Genomic DNA, 17,033 nt, shown 5'->3' on the forward strand with positions numbered 1-17,033 from the left:
CGCATCTGGTTTGGGACCAGAGGGTCGGGAGTTCGAATCTCTCCACCGAGACCATTGGGGTGTAGCCAAGTGGTAAGGCACCGGATTTTGATTCCGGCATTCCAAGGTTCGAATCCTTGTTCCCCTGCCATTTAATTCGGACAGGCCTTGTTTGATCAGGCCCGGGTCCAGTCAGAAAAATAAGCCGTCAATGTGAGACCGAACAAGTCAAGCATTGTCGGCTTTTCGACTTTTTAACGATTGCATTCAGGGATACCCACATGGCACTTGAGAACCTGATGGTTTTTACGGGCAACGCCAACCCCGAACTGGCGCGCGGCGTCGCTGAGAAACTCGGTATCCCGCTGGGCAAGGCCAATGTTTCGAAGTTCTCCGACGGCGAAGTCATGGTCGAGATCAATGAAAACGTTCGCGGCAAGGACGTCTTCGTGCTGCAGTCCACCTGCGCACCGACCAATGACAACCTGATGGAAATCATGATCATGGTCGATGCTCTGAAGCGCGCATCGGCTGGCCGCATCACCGCCGCCATCCCCTACTTCGGCTATGCCCGCCAGGACCGCCGCCCGCGTTCGGCGCGTGTGGCCATCTCGGCCAAGGTCGTGGCCAACATGCTGCAGGAAGCCGGCGTCGAGCGCGTCCTGATCATGGATCTGCACGCAGACCAGATCCAGGGCTTCTTCGATATCCCGGTGGACAACATCTACGCTTCGCCGATCCTGCTGGGCGACCTGGTCAACAAGAACTACGACGACCTGCTGGTCGTATCGCCCGACGTCGGCGGCGTGGTGCGCGCACGTGCGCTGGCCAAGCGCCTGAACTGCGACCTGGCCATCATCGACAAGCGCCGTCCGAAGGCCAACGTCTCCGAAGTGATGAACATCATCGGTGAAGTCGAAGGCCGCAACTGCGTCATCATGGATGACATGGTCGATACCGCCGGTACCCTGACCAAGGCAGCGGAAGTACTGAAGGAACGTGGCGCCAAGAAGGTCGTGGCTTACTGTACGCACCCGGTGCTGTCGGGTCCGGCCATTGATCGCATCGCCAATTCGCCGCTGGATGAACTGGTCGTCACCGACACCATTCCGCTGTCGCCCGCTGCACGCGGCTGCCCGAAGGTGCGTCAGCTGACCTGCGCCGACCTGCTGGCCGAGACCTTCAAGCGCATCACCAAGGGTGACTCGGTGATGTCGCTGTTTGCTGAATAAGATTTTGCATTCGCCTCGCTGCGTTTTTTGCAGCGAGGTTTTTTCGTATTCCCTGGTCGCGGGGAATATTTATCTCACGGGGCAACCGTCGATGGAATGATTCCACGACGAGTCCCGCCAACATTGGAGTTATCACATGAAAGTCATCGCCTTTCCGCGTAATGAACAGGGCACCGGAGCGAGCCGCCGCCTGCGTCGCGCGGGTCAAACCCCGGGTATCGTCTACGGTGGCACCGCTGCCCCGCTGAACATCGCTGTTGACCACAACGCGCTGTACCACGCCCTGAAGAAGGAAACCTTCCACTCGTCCATCCTGGACCTGGAAATCGACGGCAAGGTCGAGCAAGTACTGCTGCGTGACTTCCAAGTCCACGCGTTCAAGCAACTGGTCCTGCACGTTGACTTCCAACGCGTGGATGCTTCCCAGAAGCTGCACACCAAGGTGCCCCTGCACTTCGTGAACGCCGAGATCTCGCCTGCCGTCAAGCTGCACGCCGGCATCATCAGCCACGTGGCTGCTGAACTGGACGTGACCTGCCTGCCGAAGAACCTGCCTGAGTTCATCGAAGTCGACCTGGCCAAGCTGGACGTCGGTCAATCGATCCACCTGGCTGACCTGAAGCTGCCCAACGGCGTGACCGCCGTGACCCAGGAAAACCTGACCATCGCCACCGCCACCGTGCCGGCTGGTCAAGTGGCCGCTGAAGGTGAAGCTGCTGGCGGCGCTGAAGAAGCCAAGTAATTCGCTTTTTCCGCTGCAAGAAAAAACCCGCCAATTTGCGTTGGCGGGTTTTTTTCGTTAACGAGTCCGGGTCCGTGATCGGGTGAGATGGCCAGACACGACCGACCATCCCTGCCCTGCCCTCTACTTCACCTCATTTGTCTGCGGCCTCACCGGCCAGCGCTGCTGCGGTCGCGTTCCCGGTCGCCGCACCGACCAGCGCACCCGTCGTGCCGCCCTTGGCCAGCAGCGGCGCCACATGATCCAGGAACTGCTTGCCTTCCGGCGTCTGGCTCAGGGCGGCCAGCATGCCGGTCAGCTTGGTACCGCCGGCAGGTGTGAAGAGGTCGCCCAGCTTGGCCACCCCTTGCTGCATGTCGCCCGCGTTGGCGATCACCTTCAGGTCAGCGTGCTGCATGGCGCGCGCCATTTCGATACCGACGTCGCGACCCACTTCGACCTGCTTGATGGTGATCAGGTACTGCTGATAACCGGCATTGGCACCGATTTCCTTGGCCAGCTGTATCTGCGTGGTGACCGGCGCCATCAGCATGGCCTGCTCGGCGGCTGCCGCGGCCTCACCACGCGCACGCACACCATCGGCTTCCTTGAGGGCTGCGGCGAGATCACCTTCGGCGCGGGTAGTGACGGCCTGCTTCTGCGCATCGGCATTGATGACCTGCACCTGCTTCTGCGCATCCGCATTGACCACGGCCACCTGCTTTTCCTGCTCGGCCCGCACCGCGGCCACATCGCGCGCGATTTCCGCGCCGCGCACTTCCTGCACCTTCTTCACATCCATGTCGCGCTCGGTGGTGGTCTTGGCGGCGGCCTTGATTTCCTGCTGCGCCTGTTCGTTGGCAATACCGACCTGCTTTTCCTTTTCCGCCGTCCGCAGGCCGACCTGCTGGGCCGCATCCTGACGCTGCACTTCCACGGTCCGCTTGGCATCGATCTCGGCCAGCTCGGCCTGGCGCTGGTTCTCGGCAACCTTGACCCGGCTTTCCATCTCGATGCGCGATTTTTCCTTGGCCATCACGTTGTTGATGACGGTGCTGCCATTGGCATCGCGCAAGTCCATGAACTCGATGGTCTTCACCGGCAGCACACCCCATTGCGAAATCTGTTCCTGCACTTCCATCGTGAACTGCGCTCCCAGCTCGGCGCGCGACTGCATGATGTCTTCCAGCGCATTGGTGGCCAGCACCCGCCGCACGGCACCTTGCAGCACGGCCTTGAGGTCGGTGTGCAAGGCATCGAAGGTAGCAACCCGCTGGGCCGCCGTCTCGGCATTGTCGACACGGAAGAAAGCGACGGCATCGATGACGAAGGGCAACCGCTCCTTGTCATAGGCCTCGTAGTTGTTCAGCGCGACCTGGAAGATGCTCTCGGGGAATTCGGTCACCGTGATCCCCAGCTTGGGCACCCAGCTGGGCCACGCGTAATACGCATTGCCGGCGGGCTTGCCACGTCCGTAGGGAGTGCTTGAATGCGAGGTCTGCACGATGTGGACCATGTTGGTCGGCACCACGCGGCGCAGTGTAATGGCGATGATCAGGACCAGCAGCAGGATGGCCGCGACGGCCGCGATCAGACTTAACTCCAGGATACTCATACCTCTCCTTGTGGATGAATTGACGGGCCGTCATGGGCCGGCCCGAAAAACAGAGAAGGCGCGCGAATATTGTTGGGCAGCAGCGGTTTTACGCGCGACGCAAGCTCTGCGGGGATTCTCATCTTACAGGAGTTTTTCCTCTCTGCAATTCTTGTCCAACGAGAGGAAATGGCGGGATGCCAGAGGCACTCCGGCCCGTTGCAGGCCGGAGCAAACAGCTAAATTATTTACCGCTGTTGAGCCATGCCTGGCGCTGACGCAGCACCGCCACTGGCTTGGCCAGCGGCTTGAGCGTGACCTGCGGTGCGGTATCGGACTTGAGCCTGAGACTGAACTCCATCAGTTCATCACGGCGGAAGGCATGGATGCGCACGGTGTCATTGAAACGATAGCGTGCCAGCAGACCGTCCGGGCCCGCAGCCGGTACGCGCAGGCCATCGATGGCGACCAGTTTGTCGCCGGCCGACAGCCCCGCCTGCATCGCCGGACCGCCCTCATAGACGGCGGCGAGCTTGGCGTCGCCGCCTTCCTTGCCGATGCGCGCACCGAGCCATGGCTTGGCGTCGACCGGTACGCTGGCCTCATAGGCCACACCGAAGGCCGGCAGCAGATCGTCCAGCGGCACGTCCTCGGTGCCACGGATGTGGCGGTCATGGAAGCGCTTGAGGTCAGCACCGCTCAACTCTTCCATGATGGCCAGAATCTCGTCTTCCGGCACGCCCTGCTGCTTGCCGTCGTAGAAGTCGCGGCCGTAGCGTGTCCACAGCCCGCGCATCACGTCATCCAGCGAACGGCGGCCACGGGTCTGGCTGCGAATGGTCAGATCCAGCCCCAGCGCCACCAGCGAGCCCTTGGTGTAGTAGCTGACGATGGCATTGCTGGCGTTTTCATCCTGACGGTAATACTTCACCCAGGCATCGAAGCTGGACTCGGCCACGCTCTGCTTCTTGCGGCCGGTGCCGCGCAGGACGCCCGTGACCGTCTTGCCGACCAGCTTGAGGTAATTGTCCAGATCGATGACCCCGGTACGGACCAGGAACAGGTCATCGTAATAACTGGTAAAGCCCTCGAAGAGCCACAGCAGCGAGGTGTAATTTTCCTGACGCAAATCGTAGGGCGCGAACACCGCCGGCTTGATGCGCTTGACGTTCCAGGTGTGGAAATACTCATGGCTGCACAAGCCCAGGTAAGTGCGGTAGCCATCGGTCTGTTCCGGCTTGCCCTTGACCGGCAGGTCGGCCCGCGAGCAGATCAGCGCAGTCGATGCACGGTGTTCCAGACCACCGTAGCCGTCACCCACGGCCAGCGTCATGAAGACATAGCGATCCATGGGGGCACGCTTGCTGCGCGGCTCGAAGAAGGCGATCTGCGCCTCGCAGATCTTCTTCAAGTCATCGCACAGGCGTGCCAGGTCGAGATTGGGCACGCGGCCCGTAATGACTACATCGTGTGGCACGCCATGCGCCTGGAAAGTGGCCAGGGCAAAGTCGCCGATCTCTACCGGGTGATCAATCAGCGCATCGTAGTTCGGTGCAACGTAAGTCCCGAAACCATAGCGCTTGGCCTTGAGTTCCGGCATGGCCGTGGCCACGCGCCAGCGCTTGAAGTCATCCCCTTCCGGACGGACGATGTCCACCACGTGCTCGCCCTCCTCGAAACCATGCGCGGCCAGGAAGACGCTGGTGCCATTGAAGAAGCCATGCGTGCGGTCCAGGTGGGCCGTGCGCACCGACAGGTCCCAGGCATACACCTGATAGTGCAGCGTGAGCGCAGCCTTGCAGGGGGCGGCTTGCCAGGTGTGCTTGTCCAGTTTCTTCACCACGACCTTGCGGCCATTGGATTCGCCACGCAGCTGCACGATGTTCTTGCCGAATTCACGAATCATGTAGCTCCCCGGAATCCAGGCCGGCAGCGAGAAGACCTGGCCGTCAGCGGCCGGGCTATCCACGGTGACGCTGACGTCGTAGAGATGGGAGGCAGGATCGAGGGAAGTGATGCGGTAGCGGATCGGGGTTGCCATTGCGATGTGCGTAGGGATGGTGCCGGCAGGCGGCGATGGGCCATTTTACACGCGCGGCCAAAGGGCATGGGGCTTGGGGCGCAGGCATGGCACGAAACACATGACGAAAAAAAACCGGACCGGCTTGCGCCGATCCGGGTCCAGGGTCAAACGAAAACTGCAGAAAACTGCGTACTGCTTGATACTTTTTAAATCATATAAATCATTCAGCGTTCAGTACGAGGCGACCAATCAGCGCGGCAGCAGCGAAGAACCCATCAGGAATTCATCCACCGCACGTGCGCACTGGCGGCCTTCGCGGATCGCCCACACCACCAGCGACTGGCCACGGCGCATGTCGCCCGCAGCAAAGACCTTGTCCACCGAGGTCTTGTAGCAGCCTTCGCCATCGGTCGTGGCCTTGGCATTGCCGCGCGCATCCTTCTCGACGCCGAAGGCATCCAGCACCTGCTGCACCGGCGAGACGAAGCCCATGGCCAGCAACACCAGGTCAGCCTTGATCTCGAATTCCGAATCGGGCACTTCGACCATCTTGCCGTCCTTGAACTCGACGCGCGCCGCGATCAGCTTCTCGACCTTGCCGCCCTTGCCTTCCAGGCGCTTGGTGGTCACCGCGAAATCACGTGCGCAACCTTCTTCGTGCGAGGAAGAGGTACGCAGCTTGATCGGCCAGTAGGGCCAGACCAGCGGCTTGTTTTCGGATTCCGGCGGTTGTGGCATCAGTTCGAACTGGGTCACCGAAGCGGCACCATGACGGTTGGAGGTACCGACGCAGTCGGAGCCGGTGTCGCCACCGCCGATGACGACCACGTTCTTGCCGGTGGCCATGATCTGGCTCTTGAGCTTGTCGCCGGCATTGACCTTGTTCTGCAGCGGCAGGAAGTCCATGGCGAAATGCACGCCCTTCAGTTCGCGGCCCGGCACCGGCAGGTCACGCGGGGATTCCGCACCACCAGCGATGACGACGGCGTCGAATTCCTTCTTCAGCTCTTCCGGGGTGACGCTTTCCTTGGACCAGTTGTTGACGCTCTCGGGGAATTCCTTGCCGACGAACACGCCGGTACGGAAGCTCACGCCTTCGGCCTTCATCTGTTCGACGCGCAGGTCGATGTGCGACTTTTCCATCTTGAAGTCGGGGATGCCATAACGCAGCAGGCCGCCGACGCGATCGTTCTTTTCAAACACGGTCACGTCATGACCGGCGCGCGCCAGCTGCTGGGCAGCGGCCAGGCCGGCAGGACCGGAGCCGACCACGGCGACCTTCTTGCCGGTCTTGACCGCAGCAGGTTGCGGCACCACCCAGCCGTTTTCCCAACCCTTGTCGATGATGAAGTGCTCGATCGACTTGATGCCCACGGCGTCATTGTTGATGCCCAGGGTGCAGGCGGCTTCGCAGGGTGCCGGGCAGATGCGGCCGGTGAACTCGGGGAAGTTGTTGGTCTGGTGCAGGGTGTCCAGGGCTTCCTTGTAGTTGCCGCGATAGACCAGGTCATTCCAGTCGGGAATGATGTTGTTGACCGGGCAGCCGTTGTTGCAGAAGGGGATGCCGCAGTCCATGCAACGCGCGCCCTGGATCTTGGCGTCAGCGTCGCTCAGGTGCAGGACGAATTCCTTGTAATGCTTGGTACGCGCGGCAGGTGCCTCGCTGGCCTCTTTCAGGCGCTGGTACTCCATGAAACCGGTTGCTTTTCCCATTTTCCTCTCACATTCTCGCTAAGGATGCGGCGGGCGGCGCTCTTCACTTTTCGCGCCACGCCCGCCAGCGTGCTTGATTGATTAGTCCGATCACAGCCTGAAGATCAGGCAGCGACCTTTTCCTTCTTAGTTTCGGCAGCGGCGGCCAGTTCGGCCAGCGCACGCTTGTACTCGGTCGGGAACACCTTGACGAACTTGGCGCGCGACGCCGCCCAGTTATCCAGCAGGTAGCGCGCACGCGTGCTGCCGGTGTACTTGAAGTGGCGCTCAATCAAGCCGCGCAGGATGGCTTCGTCGGTCTGGCGTTCGCCACCGCGCAGCAGGCTGTGCCAGATGTCGCGGCCCAGGGTCTGCTCCTGCTCGGTGTCGGACAGGACCTTCTCCAGGCTGACCATCGAGGTATTGCACTTGCCGGCGAAATCGCCTTCCGGGTCATACACGTAAGCGATACCACCCGACATGCCCGCTGCGAAGTTGCGGCCGGTATTGCCCAGCACCACTACGGTGCCGCCGGTCATGTATTCGCAACCGTGGTCGCCGGTGCCTTCCACCACTGCAGTGGCACCGGAGTTGCGCACGGCGAAACGCTCGCCGGCCACGCCGTTGATGAAGGCTTCACCGCTGATGGCACCGTACAGGACGGTATTGCCGGAGATCATGTTGTCCACCGCACGGCCACGGAACTCGGTGTTGGGACGCACGATGATGCGGCCACCCGACAAGCCCTTGCCGACGTAGTCGTTGCCTTCGCCGACCAGGTCCAGGGTCACGCCCTTGGCCAGGAAGGCGCCGGCGGACTGGCCTGCGGTACCTTGCAGCTGGATGTGGATGGTGTCGTCCGGCAGGCCTTCATCGCCGTAACGCTTGGCCACTTCACCCGAGAGCATGGCGCCGACGGTACGGTTGAGGTTCTTGATCGGGGAGATGAAGGAAACCTTCTCGCCCTTCTCCAGCGCGATCTTGGCTTGCGCGATCAGCTTGTGGTCCAGTGCCTTGTCCAGGCCGTGGTCTTGCACGTCGGTGTGGTACACCGGCAGGTTCGATTCGGGCTGGTGGAAGATGCGGCTGAAGTCCAGGCCCTTGGCCTTCCAGTGCGCGATGGCCTTGGAACGGTCCAGCAGGTCGGCACGGCCGATCAGTTCGTCGAACTTGCGGATACCCAGCTGGGCCATGATCTGGCGCGCTTCTTCAGCGATGAAGAAGAAGAAGTTGACCACGTGTTCCGGCTTGCCGGAGAACTTGGCGCGCAGCACCGGATCTTGCGTAGCCACGCCCACCGGGCAGGTGTTCAGGTGGCACTTGCGCATCATGATGCAGCCTTCGACCACCAGCGGTGCGGTGGCGAAACCGAATTCGTCCGCGCCCAGCATGGCACCGATGACCACGTCACGGCCAGTCTTCATCTGGCCGTCAGCCTGCACGCGGATGCGGTTGCGCAGGCCGTTCAGGACCAGGGTCTGCTGGGTTTCCGCCAGGCCCAGTTCCCACGGGGAACCGGCGTGCTTGATCGAGGACAGCGGCGAAGCACCGGTACCGCCATCGTGACCGGCGATGACCACGTGGTCGGACTTGGCCTTGGCCACGCCGGCAGCAACGGTACCGACACCCACTTCGGAGACCAGCTTGACCGAGATGGAAGCGCGCGGGTTGACGTTCTTCAGGTCGTGGATCAGCTGGGCCAGATCCTCGATGGAGTAGATGTCATGGTGCGGCGGCGGCGAGATCAGGCCCACGCCCGGCACCGACACGCGCAGCTTGGCGATGTATTCCGAGACCTTGTGGCCGGGCAACTGGCCGCCTTCGCCGGGCTTGGCACCCTGGGCCATCTTGATCTGGATCTGGTCGGCCGAGATCAGGTATTCGGCGGAGACGCCGAAACGGCCCGATGCCACCTGCTTGATGCGCGAGCGCAGCGAGTCGCCTTCCAGCAGCGGGATGTCGACTTCGATGTGTTCCTTGCCGATTTCGGAAGCCAGGGTCGCACCTTGCTTGATGGGGATGCCCTTCAGCTCGTTGCGATAACGGTTGACGTCCTCGCCACCTTCACCGGTGTTGGACTTGCCGCCGATGCGGTTCATCGCGATGGCCAGCGTGGCGTGGGCTTCGGTCGAGATCGAGCCCAGCGACATAGCACCGGTGGCGAAGCGCTTGACGATTTCCTTGGCCGGTTCCACTTCATCGATCGAGATCGCCTTGGAGGGGTCGATCTTGAACTCGAACAGGCCGCGCAGCGTCATGTGGCGCTTGGACTGGTCGTTGATGATCTGGGCGTATTCCTTGTAGGTGTTGTAGCTGTTCGAACGGGTCGAGTGCTGCAGCTTGGCGATCGCGTCCGGGGTCCACATGTGCTCTTCGCCACGGATGCGGAAGGCGTATTCGCCACCGGCGTCCAGGGCGTTGGCCAGCACCGGGTCGGCGCTGAAGGCGGCGGTGTGCAGGCGCAGCGCTTCTTCGGCCACTTCGAACACGCCGATGCCTTCGACGTTGGACGCGGTGCCCTTGAAGTACTTGTCCACCAGCGCCTTCGACAGGCCGATGGCTTCGAAGATCTGCGCGCCGCAGTAGGACATGTAGGTCGAGATGCCCATCTTGGACATGACCTTCAGCAGGCCCTTGCCGACCGCCTTCTGGAAGTTGTAGATGGCCTTCTCAGGCGACAGGTCGCCCGGCAGACCCTTGGCCAGATCGGCCAGGGTGTCCATGGCCAGGTACGGGTGAATCGCTTCGGCGCCATAGCCTGCCAGCAGGGCGAAGTGGTGCGTTTCGCGGGCCGAACCGGTTTCCACCACTAGACCGGTGGAGGTGCGCAGGCCCTTGCTGACCAGGTGCTGGTGGATGGCCGAGGTGGCCAGCAGTGCCGGAATCGGCAGCTGGTCGGCATCGACCTTGCGGTCCGAGATGATCAGGATGTTGTGGCCCGACTTGACCGCATCCACGGCCTTGGCGCACAGCGAAGCCAGGCGGGCTTCGATGCCTTCCTTGCCCCAGGCGACCGGGTAGCAGATGTTCAGTTCGTAGGACTTGAACTTGCCGCCGCTGTGCGCGCTGATGTTGCGCAGCTTGGCGATGTCGTCATAGTCCAGCACCGGCTGCGACACTTCCAGGCGCATCGGCGGGTTGATGTTGTTGGTGTCCAGCAGGTTGGGCTTGGGGCCGATGAAGGACACCAGCGACATGACCAGCGCTTCGCGGATCGGGTCGATCGGCGGGTTGGTCACCTGCGCGAACAACTGACGGAAGTAGTTGTACAGCGGCTTGTTCTTGTTGGACATGACCGCCAGCGGCGAGTCATTGCCCATGGAGCCGATGGCTTCCTCGCCACCGCTGGCCATGGGGGCCATCAGGAACTTGACGTCTTCCTGGGTGTAGCCGAAGACCTGCTGCAGGTCCAGCAGCTTCAGGGACGAGGACGGCTGGCGCGGCTCTTCCTTCAACTCGTCCAGCTTGACGCGTACCGAGTTGATCCACTGCTTGTAGGGCTTGGCGTTGGCGTAGGTGTCCTTCAGTTCCTTGTCGTCGATGATGCGGCCGGCATCCAGGTCGATCAGGAACATCTTGCCCGGCTGCAGGCGCCACTTCTGGATGATCTTGGATTCGGGAATCGGCAGCACGCCGGATTCGGAAGCCATCACCACCAGGTCGTCATCGGTGACGATGTAGCGCGCCGGACGCAGGCCGTTGCGGTCCAGCGTGCCGCCGATGTGGCGGCCGTCGGTGAAGGCCAGCGCAGCGGGGCCGTCCCACGGCTCCATCATGGCGGCGTGGTATTCGTAGAAGGCGCGGCGGTTGTCGTCCATCGAGGTGTGGTTTTCCCAGGCTTCGGGGACCATCATCATCATCGCCTGCGGCAGCGGATAGCCGGCCATGACCAGCAGTTCCAGCGCATTGTCGAAGCTGGCGGTATCGGACTGGCCTTCATAGATCAGCGGGAACAGCTTCTTCAGGTCCGAACCCAGCACGGCCGACTGCATCACGCCTTCGCGGGCGCGCATCCAGTTGAAGTTGCCCTTGACGGTGTTGATTTCACCGTTGTGGGCGATCAGGCGGTACGGGTGGGCCAGCGGCCATTCCGGGAAAGTGTTGGTGGAGAAGCGCTGGTGCACCAGAGCCAGCGCGGAGACACAGCGCTCGTCCTGCAGGTCCTTGTAGTACACGCCGACCTGGTCGGCCAGCAGCAGGCCCTTGTAGACCACGGTGCGGGCCGACATCGAGGGCACGAAGAATTCCTTGCCGTGCAGCAGGTTCAGGGCCTGGATGGCGTGGCCGGAGGACTTGCGGATCACATACAGCTTGCGTTCCAGCGCGTCGGTGACCATCACGTCGGGGCCGCGGCCGATGAAGATCTGGCGGATCACCGGCTCTTTTTCGCGCACGGTCGGCGACATCGGCATGTCGCGGTCCACGGGCACATCGCGCCAGCCCAGCACGATCTGGCCTTCGGCCAGCACCGCGCGTTCGATTTCCTGTTCACAGGCAATGCGGGAGGCGTTTTCCTTCGGCAGGAAGACCATGCCCACGCCGTATTCACCGGGCGGCGGCAGGTCCACGCCCTGCTTGGCCATCTCTTCACGGTAATACTGGTCGGGGATCTGGATCAGGATACCGGCACCGTCACCCATCAACGGGTCGGCACCGACAGCACCCCGGTGATCCAGATTCTTCAGGATGAGCAAACCCTGGTCAACGATGGAATGGGTTTTCTTGCCCTTGATGTGGGCGATGAAACCGACGCCACAGGCGTCATGTTCATTTGCTGGGTCGTAAAGGCCTTGCGCGTGCATAACGGTACTCCACCACATTGACAGTAAGGATTTGAAGAATAGTGCACTGCACCCAATAGTTCAATGAAAATAATTAGGGTCTGAGTGCAATTAAAATCCCCATGATTTTCAGGATTTTTATAATAGGGACAGAGTAATGCAGTGCAGATTCAAGTCCTTGATTACAAAGACTTATTTTTGAAAGCTTACGATTCTTGCTGGACGGATACTTCATCTGCCTCGCTCGCAATGCGAACGATGGCGGGTCGGCCACGCTTGGCCGGACTGACGCGCCGGTGGGTCTGGCGCTCCAGCCCCTGCTTGAAATCTTCCGAACCCAGTGCCCAACCCTTGAGCGTGGCATCGGTGATGCGCTCCACTTCGGCGCGCGCCAGTCCTTCTTCGGTGAGCTGGCGATAAGCGATCTCACGATCGAAGGGAGTGTTGCCAATCGACCAATATTGAGGATGGTCGGTGATCAGCCCATCCTGCTTGGCCCCGATGTGATGCATGTAGCTGGACCACGGATAATCTCCCGGGCTGACCGCCAGGCCATTGCGCACCGGGTTGAGCTCGATGTAGCGGCAGATGGCCAGCAGGTAGAGCTCGGGGTCGATGACGGTGGCGCGGTAACGCCCCTGCCACAGCGTGCCGCTGCGTCCATGCTTCTGGTTGAAATACGGGACGTAGTGACGTCCGATCCATTGCATCATCCGTGCCAGGCCTTGATCGTCAGCCGGAGTAGCCAGCAGGTGCAGGTGATCCGGCATGAGCACATAGGCATGGACGGCCACCTTGAATTGCCTTGCAGCATCCTTGAGCCAGCCGAGGAAGGCCAGATGGTCATCGGCATCACGGAAGATGACCAGGCCGTCATGGCCACGCTGGATGATGTGGTGCGGCTGGTGCGGAACGACGAGTCGGGGAAGGCGGGCCATGGCAGACGCTGCAAACCGGTTGAGTGGAGCAGACATTCTAATGCACTCCGTCCCCAATAAACGGGCGATGCCGAATTTGCATCGTTTTATCCAATTTATTCACTCGCGCATAAAAAAACCGGCCAGATTGCTCCAGCCGGTCAAGCCCCACGTTGAATTGTTCACATCTCCATCAAAGCCGCTTATACCGCCGTGGTTTCCTTGTCCTTGCCCTTGGTCAGGACCAGGCTGGCGATGATGGAGATCACCAGGATGGCACCGACGATGGACAGCGAGACCAGCACCGGCACGTGGAACCAGTAGGACGCCAGCATCTTGCCGCCCACGAACAGCAGCACCAGGGCCAGGCCATACTTGAGCAAGTGGAAGCGCTCTGCCGAATCAGCCAGCAGGAAGTACAGCGCACGCAGACCCATGATGGCGAACATGTTCGAGGTGAAGACGATGAACGGATCCTTGGTAATGGCGAAGATCGCCGGGATGCTGTCCACCGCGAAGATCACGTCGGAAATTTCGATCAGCAGCAGCACCAGCATCAGCGGGGTGAAATAGCGCACGCCATTGATGCGGGTGGTGAAGTTTTCGCCGTCGTAGTTGTCACTGATCTTCATATGGCCGCGCAGCCAGCGCAGCAGCGGGTTGTCACCCAGATCAGATTCCTTGTCGGCAAAGATCAGCATCTTGATGCCAGTGAACACCAGGAAGGCACCGAACACGTACAGGATCCAGCTGAACTGCGCGATCATCCAGGCACCCAGCAAAATCATCACGGCCCGCATGACGATGGCACCGATGACGCCGTACAGCAGCACGCGGCGCTGCATTTCAGCCGGCACGGCGAAGTAGCTGAAGATCATCAGGAACACGAAGATGTTGTCGACCGACAGCGCCTTCTCGATCAGGTAACCGGAGAGGAACTCGGCGCCCTTCTGGTTGGCGAACTCGCGGCCGACGTTGGCATCAAGGTACCACCACATCAGGCCGGCGAACAGGAAGGCCAGCGACACCCATACCACCGACCAGCTCAGCGCCTCCTTGGGCGACACCCGGTGGGCGTTGCGGCCGCCCAGGGCAAACATGTCCACGGCCAGCATCCCCAGCACGAAGACGATGAAACCTATCCACATGGGCAGGCTTGCGAAACTCTCTACACCGTTCATGGCAGACCTCTCTTCTTTATCTTCTTTCAGTGTGACAACGATTCACGGCACAGCGACAACTCCGAACCGCACCTGACAAGGCGCTACTGTAGGCCAAACCAGACTGAATGAAAATTCGAATATTTTGAGATAATACTTCGGAAAAACCGAAGTATTGAAATCACCCGCAACCAGGAAGCAGCCCATGGCCAGCCTCAACTACAAGCATCTCCACTATTTCTGGACGGTCGCCAAGACCGGCGGCGTGGCGCGCGCCAGCGAGCGGCTGCACCTGACCGCGCAGACCATCAGCGGGCAGATCAGCCTGTTCGAGGAATCCCTGGGCTACAAGCTCTTCAAGCGCGTGGGCCGGCGGCTGGAACTCAATGATGAAGGCCGCATGGTGTTCGATTACGCCGAACGCATCTTCAGCCTCGGCGAGGAGCTGGAAGAAGCGCTGCGCCTGCGCCCCGGCGGACGCACGCTGCAACTGCGCGTGGGCGTGGCCGATGCCGTGCCCAAGGCGATTGCCTACCTGCTGCTGGAAAGCGCACTGGCGATGCAGGACCCGATCCGCATCATCTGCCGCGAAGGCAAGCTGGACGTACTGCTGGCCGACCTGGCCATCCACAAGCTGGACATCATCATCGCCGACAGCCCGATGCCGCCCAATGTGGACGTGCGCGGCTACCACCACTTGCTGGGCGAATGCGATACCAGCTTCTTTGCCACGCCCGAACTGGCCAGGCGCTATCGCAAGGGCTTTCCGCAGAGCCTCGATGCCGCGCCCTTCCTGATGCCGGGGGAAGATGCGGCGGTGCGTCCGCGCCTGCTGCGCTGGTTCGAGAAGGAAGGCATCCGCCCACAGATCACGGGGGAATTCGACGATGGGGCCCTGCTGCTGGCCTTCGGCGACGCCGGCGCCGGCATCTTTGCGGCCCCCACGGCCATTGCCGGGCAGATTCGCAAGCAATATGGGCTGGTGGAGATCGGCAAGACCGACGCCATCCGCGAGCAGTTCTATGCGATCTCGGTCGAGCGCAGGCTGAGCCATCCGGCCGTGCTGGCGATCCAGACGGCGGCGCGCGGCAACCTCATCGTGGGGAGCACTCCACCCCGCTCCGGCGGCAAGACTGCAAGCCGGCAATGAGCCCGGCGGCCGCAGCCGTGGATGTTGTGGATAAAGACAAATATATATGAACCTTGGTGCATATCCCTTGCACACATGTGGCAAACAGACTCGTCATACCAGTGCAGTCGTAGATGACGGGAAATGCAGGGCTGAAAATGGGATGAAAAAACGCGGCACAAAAGAAAAACCCCACGGCCCTTGCGAGTCGTGGGGTAAATCCCATTCTCGGGGGGGAGAATGGAGGGGGAACTTCAATATAGGGAAATAGCCGAGCTGTCGCAGCCGTTTTTACAAATGGTTACACCCTCTTCATATGCTGCAACCGCAAACATATTTGTGGCGTGGAGGTTCATATCAAAACAATCCGATATGAATCCAATATATCAAAGACTTGCCACAAGTAAAGAACGCAGGGCCAGCAAAGAGGCCGAGCTGCGTTCCCGCCGGCTGATCAGGAAGGTGGTCACGCGGCCATCGCGGCCCAGCGAATGGGTGGCAAATCCGTGCGGTTCCATCTGCATCGCGATCACCGAACGCGGCACCACCGCCACCCCGGCACCTGCCGCCACGCAGGCCAGGATGGCGTGATAGGAAGCCAGCTCCAGCGTGCGTACCGGCACCCCGCCCTTGCCTTGGCCGGCGAACCAGCTTTCTGCATGGCGGCGGTAGGCGCAGCCCTGCTCGAAGACGATCAGGGTATCCAGCATCACATCCTCGGGCGAGCGCACCCGGCGATGGCTGCGCGGCGTCACCAGCAGCAGTTCTTCCTTGTACAGCGGTGTCGCGGACAGGGCGCCATCCTCGATGGGCCCAGCCACCAGCGCCGCATCCAGCTTGCCGGCGCGCACCCCGGCGATCAGTACGTCGGTCGGGCCGGTCGACAGTTCCAGCCGCACTTCGGGCCAGCGCTGGTGGAATTCGGCCAAGGGGGCCGGCAAGCGGCTGGCGGCGGCGCTTTCCATGGAGCCGATGCGCAGGCGGCCTCGCGGATTCTGCGGCGAAACCACCTCGCGCGCCTCCTGCACCAGGTCGAGGATGCGTTCGGCGTAATCCAGCAGGGCTTCGCCCGAGGCGGTCAGCACCAGCCGCTTGCGGTCGCGCACGAACAGCGGCACGCCGATGGATTCCTCCAGCTGCTTGATGCGCGTGGTGACATTGGACTGCACCCGGTTGAGCCGCTCGGCGGCGCGGGTCACGCCGCCTTCGGCGACGACGGTGCGGAAGATTTCCAGTTCGGCCAGTTCCATGGCTGCTCCAGTGGATGTTCTCGAATCAAGATGAAGTCATCCCGATTATTCATTTTTTGGAATGACTGAAAGACGATAGCATAGACCCCTGTTCACCTCACGCCTTTGCGCTTGCCCATGACCCAGCCCGCCGCCTCACACCCCAGCGCCTCCCTTCACGCGCTGGCCTGGAAAGTCTGCCTGTCCGGCATGGTGGCCCTGTCGGTGGCGATGGGCATCGGCCGTTTCGCCTTCACGCCTTTGCTGCCGATGATGCTGCACGAAGGCAGCCTCTCGCTGCAGATGGGCGGCTGGCTGGCCACGGCCAATTACCTGGGCTACTTCGCCGGTGCCATGCTGTGCGCCTTCCATCGCAGCAAGCGCGGCGTGGCCATGCTGCGCGCCGGGCTGGTGGTGACCATCCTGCTCACGCTGGGCATGGGCGTGCTGCATCAGGACTGGATCTGGCTGTGGATGCGCTTTCTCTCCGGCGTGGCCAGCGCCTATGTGTTCGTCTATACCGCCGGCTGGTGCCTGCAGCAACTGACGCAGCTGGGCCGTCCGGAACTGGGCGGC

Annotated in this window: 11 protein-coding genes; 4 read left to right on the forward strand and 7 right to left on the reverse strand. The window is 61.5% G+C overall.

Annotation, left to right across the window (positions count from 1 at the left end):
• Window positions 1-260: 260 nt before the first annotated feature.
• Entirely contained in the window at window positions 261-1,211 is a 951-nt protein-coding gene (locus tag B3873_RS12645; RefSeq protein WP_008332043.1) for a ribose-phosphate pyrophosphokinase, read from the forward strand.
• A 136-nt stretch (window positions 1,212-1,347) separates the two neighbouring features.
• Window positions 1,348-1,953, forward strand: a complete 606-nt coding sequence (locus tag B3873_RS12650; RefSeq protein WP_039784118.1) for a 50S ribosomal protein L25/general stress protein Ctc — start codon at window positions 1,348-1,350, stop codon at window positions 1,951-1,953.
• 133 nt (window positions 1,954-2,086) lie between these two features.
• Here the strand turns inward: B3873_RS12650 and B3873_RS12655 are convergent, their stop codons facing one another.
• From B3873_RS12655 to B3873_RS12680, 6 genes are all read right to left on the reverse strand, one after another.
• Entirely contained in the window at window positions 2,087-3,547 is a 1,461-nt protein-coding gene (locus tag B3873_RS12655; protein ID WP_209535103.1) for an SPFH domain-containing protein, read from the reverse strand.
• Between the two features lie 223 nt (window positions 3,548-3,770).
• Window positions 3,771-5,567: a M61 family metallopeptidase gene (locus B3873_RS12660; protein WP_286866459.1), complete on the reverse strand. Its 1,797-nt coding sequence runs from the start codon at window positions 5,565-5,567 to the stop codon at window positions 3,771-3,773.
• A 231-nt stretch (window positions 5,568-5,798) separates the two neighbouring features.
• Window positions 5,799-7,262: a glutamate synthase subunit beta gene (locus B3873_RS12665; RefSeq protein WP_134223336.1), complete on the reverse strand. Its 1,464-nt coding sequence runs from the start codon at window positions 7,260-7,262 to the stop codon at window positions 5,799-5,801.
• Between the two features lie 104 nt (window positions 7,263-7,366).
• Window positions 7,367-12,043, reverse strand: coding sequence for a glutamate synthase-related protein (locus B3873_RS12670; protein WP_039784111.1), 4,677 nt, complete (start codon window positions 12,041-12,043; stop codon window positions 7,367-7,369).
• Between the two features lie 185 nt (window positions 12,044-12,228).
• Window positions 12,229-12,960 (reverse strand): transposase, encoded by a 732-nt coding sequence (locus B3873_RS12675; protein ID WP_286866464.1) that lies wholly within the window; start codon window positions 12,958-12,960, stop codon window positions 12,229-12,231.
• Window positions 12,961-13,142: 182 nt separating this feature from the next.
• Window positions 13,143-14,120 carry a TerC family protein gene (locus B3873_RS12680; RefSeq protein WP_209535109.1) on the reverse strand — a complete coding sequence of 326 codons (978 nt, stop codon included), beginning with the start codon at window positions 14,118-14,120 and terminating at the stop codon, window positions 13,143-13,145.
• Window positions 14,121-14,304: 184 nt separating this feature from the next.
• On the opposite strand from B3873_RS12680, the gene nhaR reads away from it, so the two are divergent.
• Complete coding sequence (gene nhaR / locus B3873_RS12685; protein ID WP_209535111.1) at window positions 14,305-15,249, forward strand: transcriptional activator NhaR; 945 nt, start codon at window positions 14,305-14,307, stop codon at window positions 15,247-15,249.
• Between the two features lie 365 nt (window positions 15,250-15,614).
• Here nhaR and B3873_RS12690 read toward each other — a convergent pair whose 3' ends face one another.
• On the reverse strand, window positions 15,615-16,478 hold the full coding sequence (locus B3873_RS12690) for a LysR substrate-binding domain-containing protein (RefSeq protein ID WP_209535113.1): 864 nt from the start codon (window positions 16,476-16,478) through the stop codon (window positions 15,615-15,617).
• Window positions 16,479-16,595: 117 nt separating this feature from the next.
• Between B3873_RS12690 and B3873_RS12695 the strand changes: the two genes are divergently transcribed.
• Window positions 16,596-17,033: YbfB/YjiJ family MFS transporter (locus tag B3873_RS12695; protein ID WP_286866467.1), on the forward strand; the 438-nt coding region annotated here is incomplete at its 3' end.

The sequence above is a fragment of the Herbaspirillum sp. UBA812 genome (assembly GCF_002296545.1).
GTDB lineage: Bacteria > Pseudomonadota > Gammaproteobacteria > Burkholderiales > Burkholderiaceae_D > Herbaspirillum > Herbaspirillum huttiense.

Bases quoted from the DNA above. Each gene is read 5' to 3' on its own strand.
- B3873_RS12645 (WP_008332043.1), top strand. From the start codon at position 261: ATGGCACTTGAGAACCTGATGGTTTTTACGGGCAACGCCAACCCCGAA.
- B3873_RS12650 (WP_039784118.1), top strand. From the start codon at position 1,348: ATGAAAGTCATCGCCTTTCCGCGTAATGAACAGGGCACCGGAGCGAGC.
- B3873_RS12655 (WP_209535103.1), bottom strand. From the start codon at position 3,547: ATGAGTATCCTGGAGTTAAGTCTGATCGCGGCCGTCGCGGCCATCCTG.
- B3873_RS12660 (WP_286866459.1), bottom strand. From the start codon at position 5,567: ATGGCAACCCCGATCCGCTACCGCATCACTTCCCTCGATCCTGCCTCC.
- B3873_RS12665 (WP_134223336.1), bottom strand. From the start codon at position 7,262: ATGGGAAAAGCAACCGGTTTCATGGAGTACCAGCGCCTGAAAGAGGCC.
- B3873_RS12670 (WP_039784111.1), bottom strand. From the start codon at position 12,043: ATGCACGCGCAAGGCCTTTACGACCCAGCAAATGAACATGACGCCTGT.
- B3873_RS12675 (WP_286866464.1), bottom strand. From the start codon at position 12,960: ATGGCCCGCCTTCCCCGACTCGTCGTTCCGCACCAGCCGCACCACATC.
- B3873_RS12680 (WP_209535109.1), bottom strand. From the start codon at position 14,120: ATGAACGGTGTAGAGAGTTTCGCAAGCCTGCCCATGTGGATAGGTTTC.
- nhaR (WP_209535111.1), top strand. From the start codon at position 14,305: ATGGCCAGCCTCAACTACAAGCATCTCCACTATTTCTGGACGGTCGCC.
- B3873_RS12690 (WP_209535113.1), bottom strand. From the start codon at position 16,478: ATGGAACTGGCCGAACTGGAAATCTTCCGCACCGTCGTCGCCGAAGGC.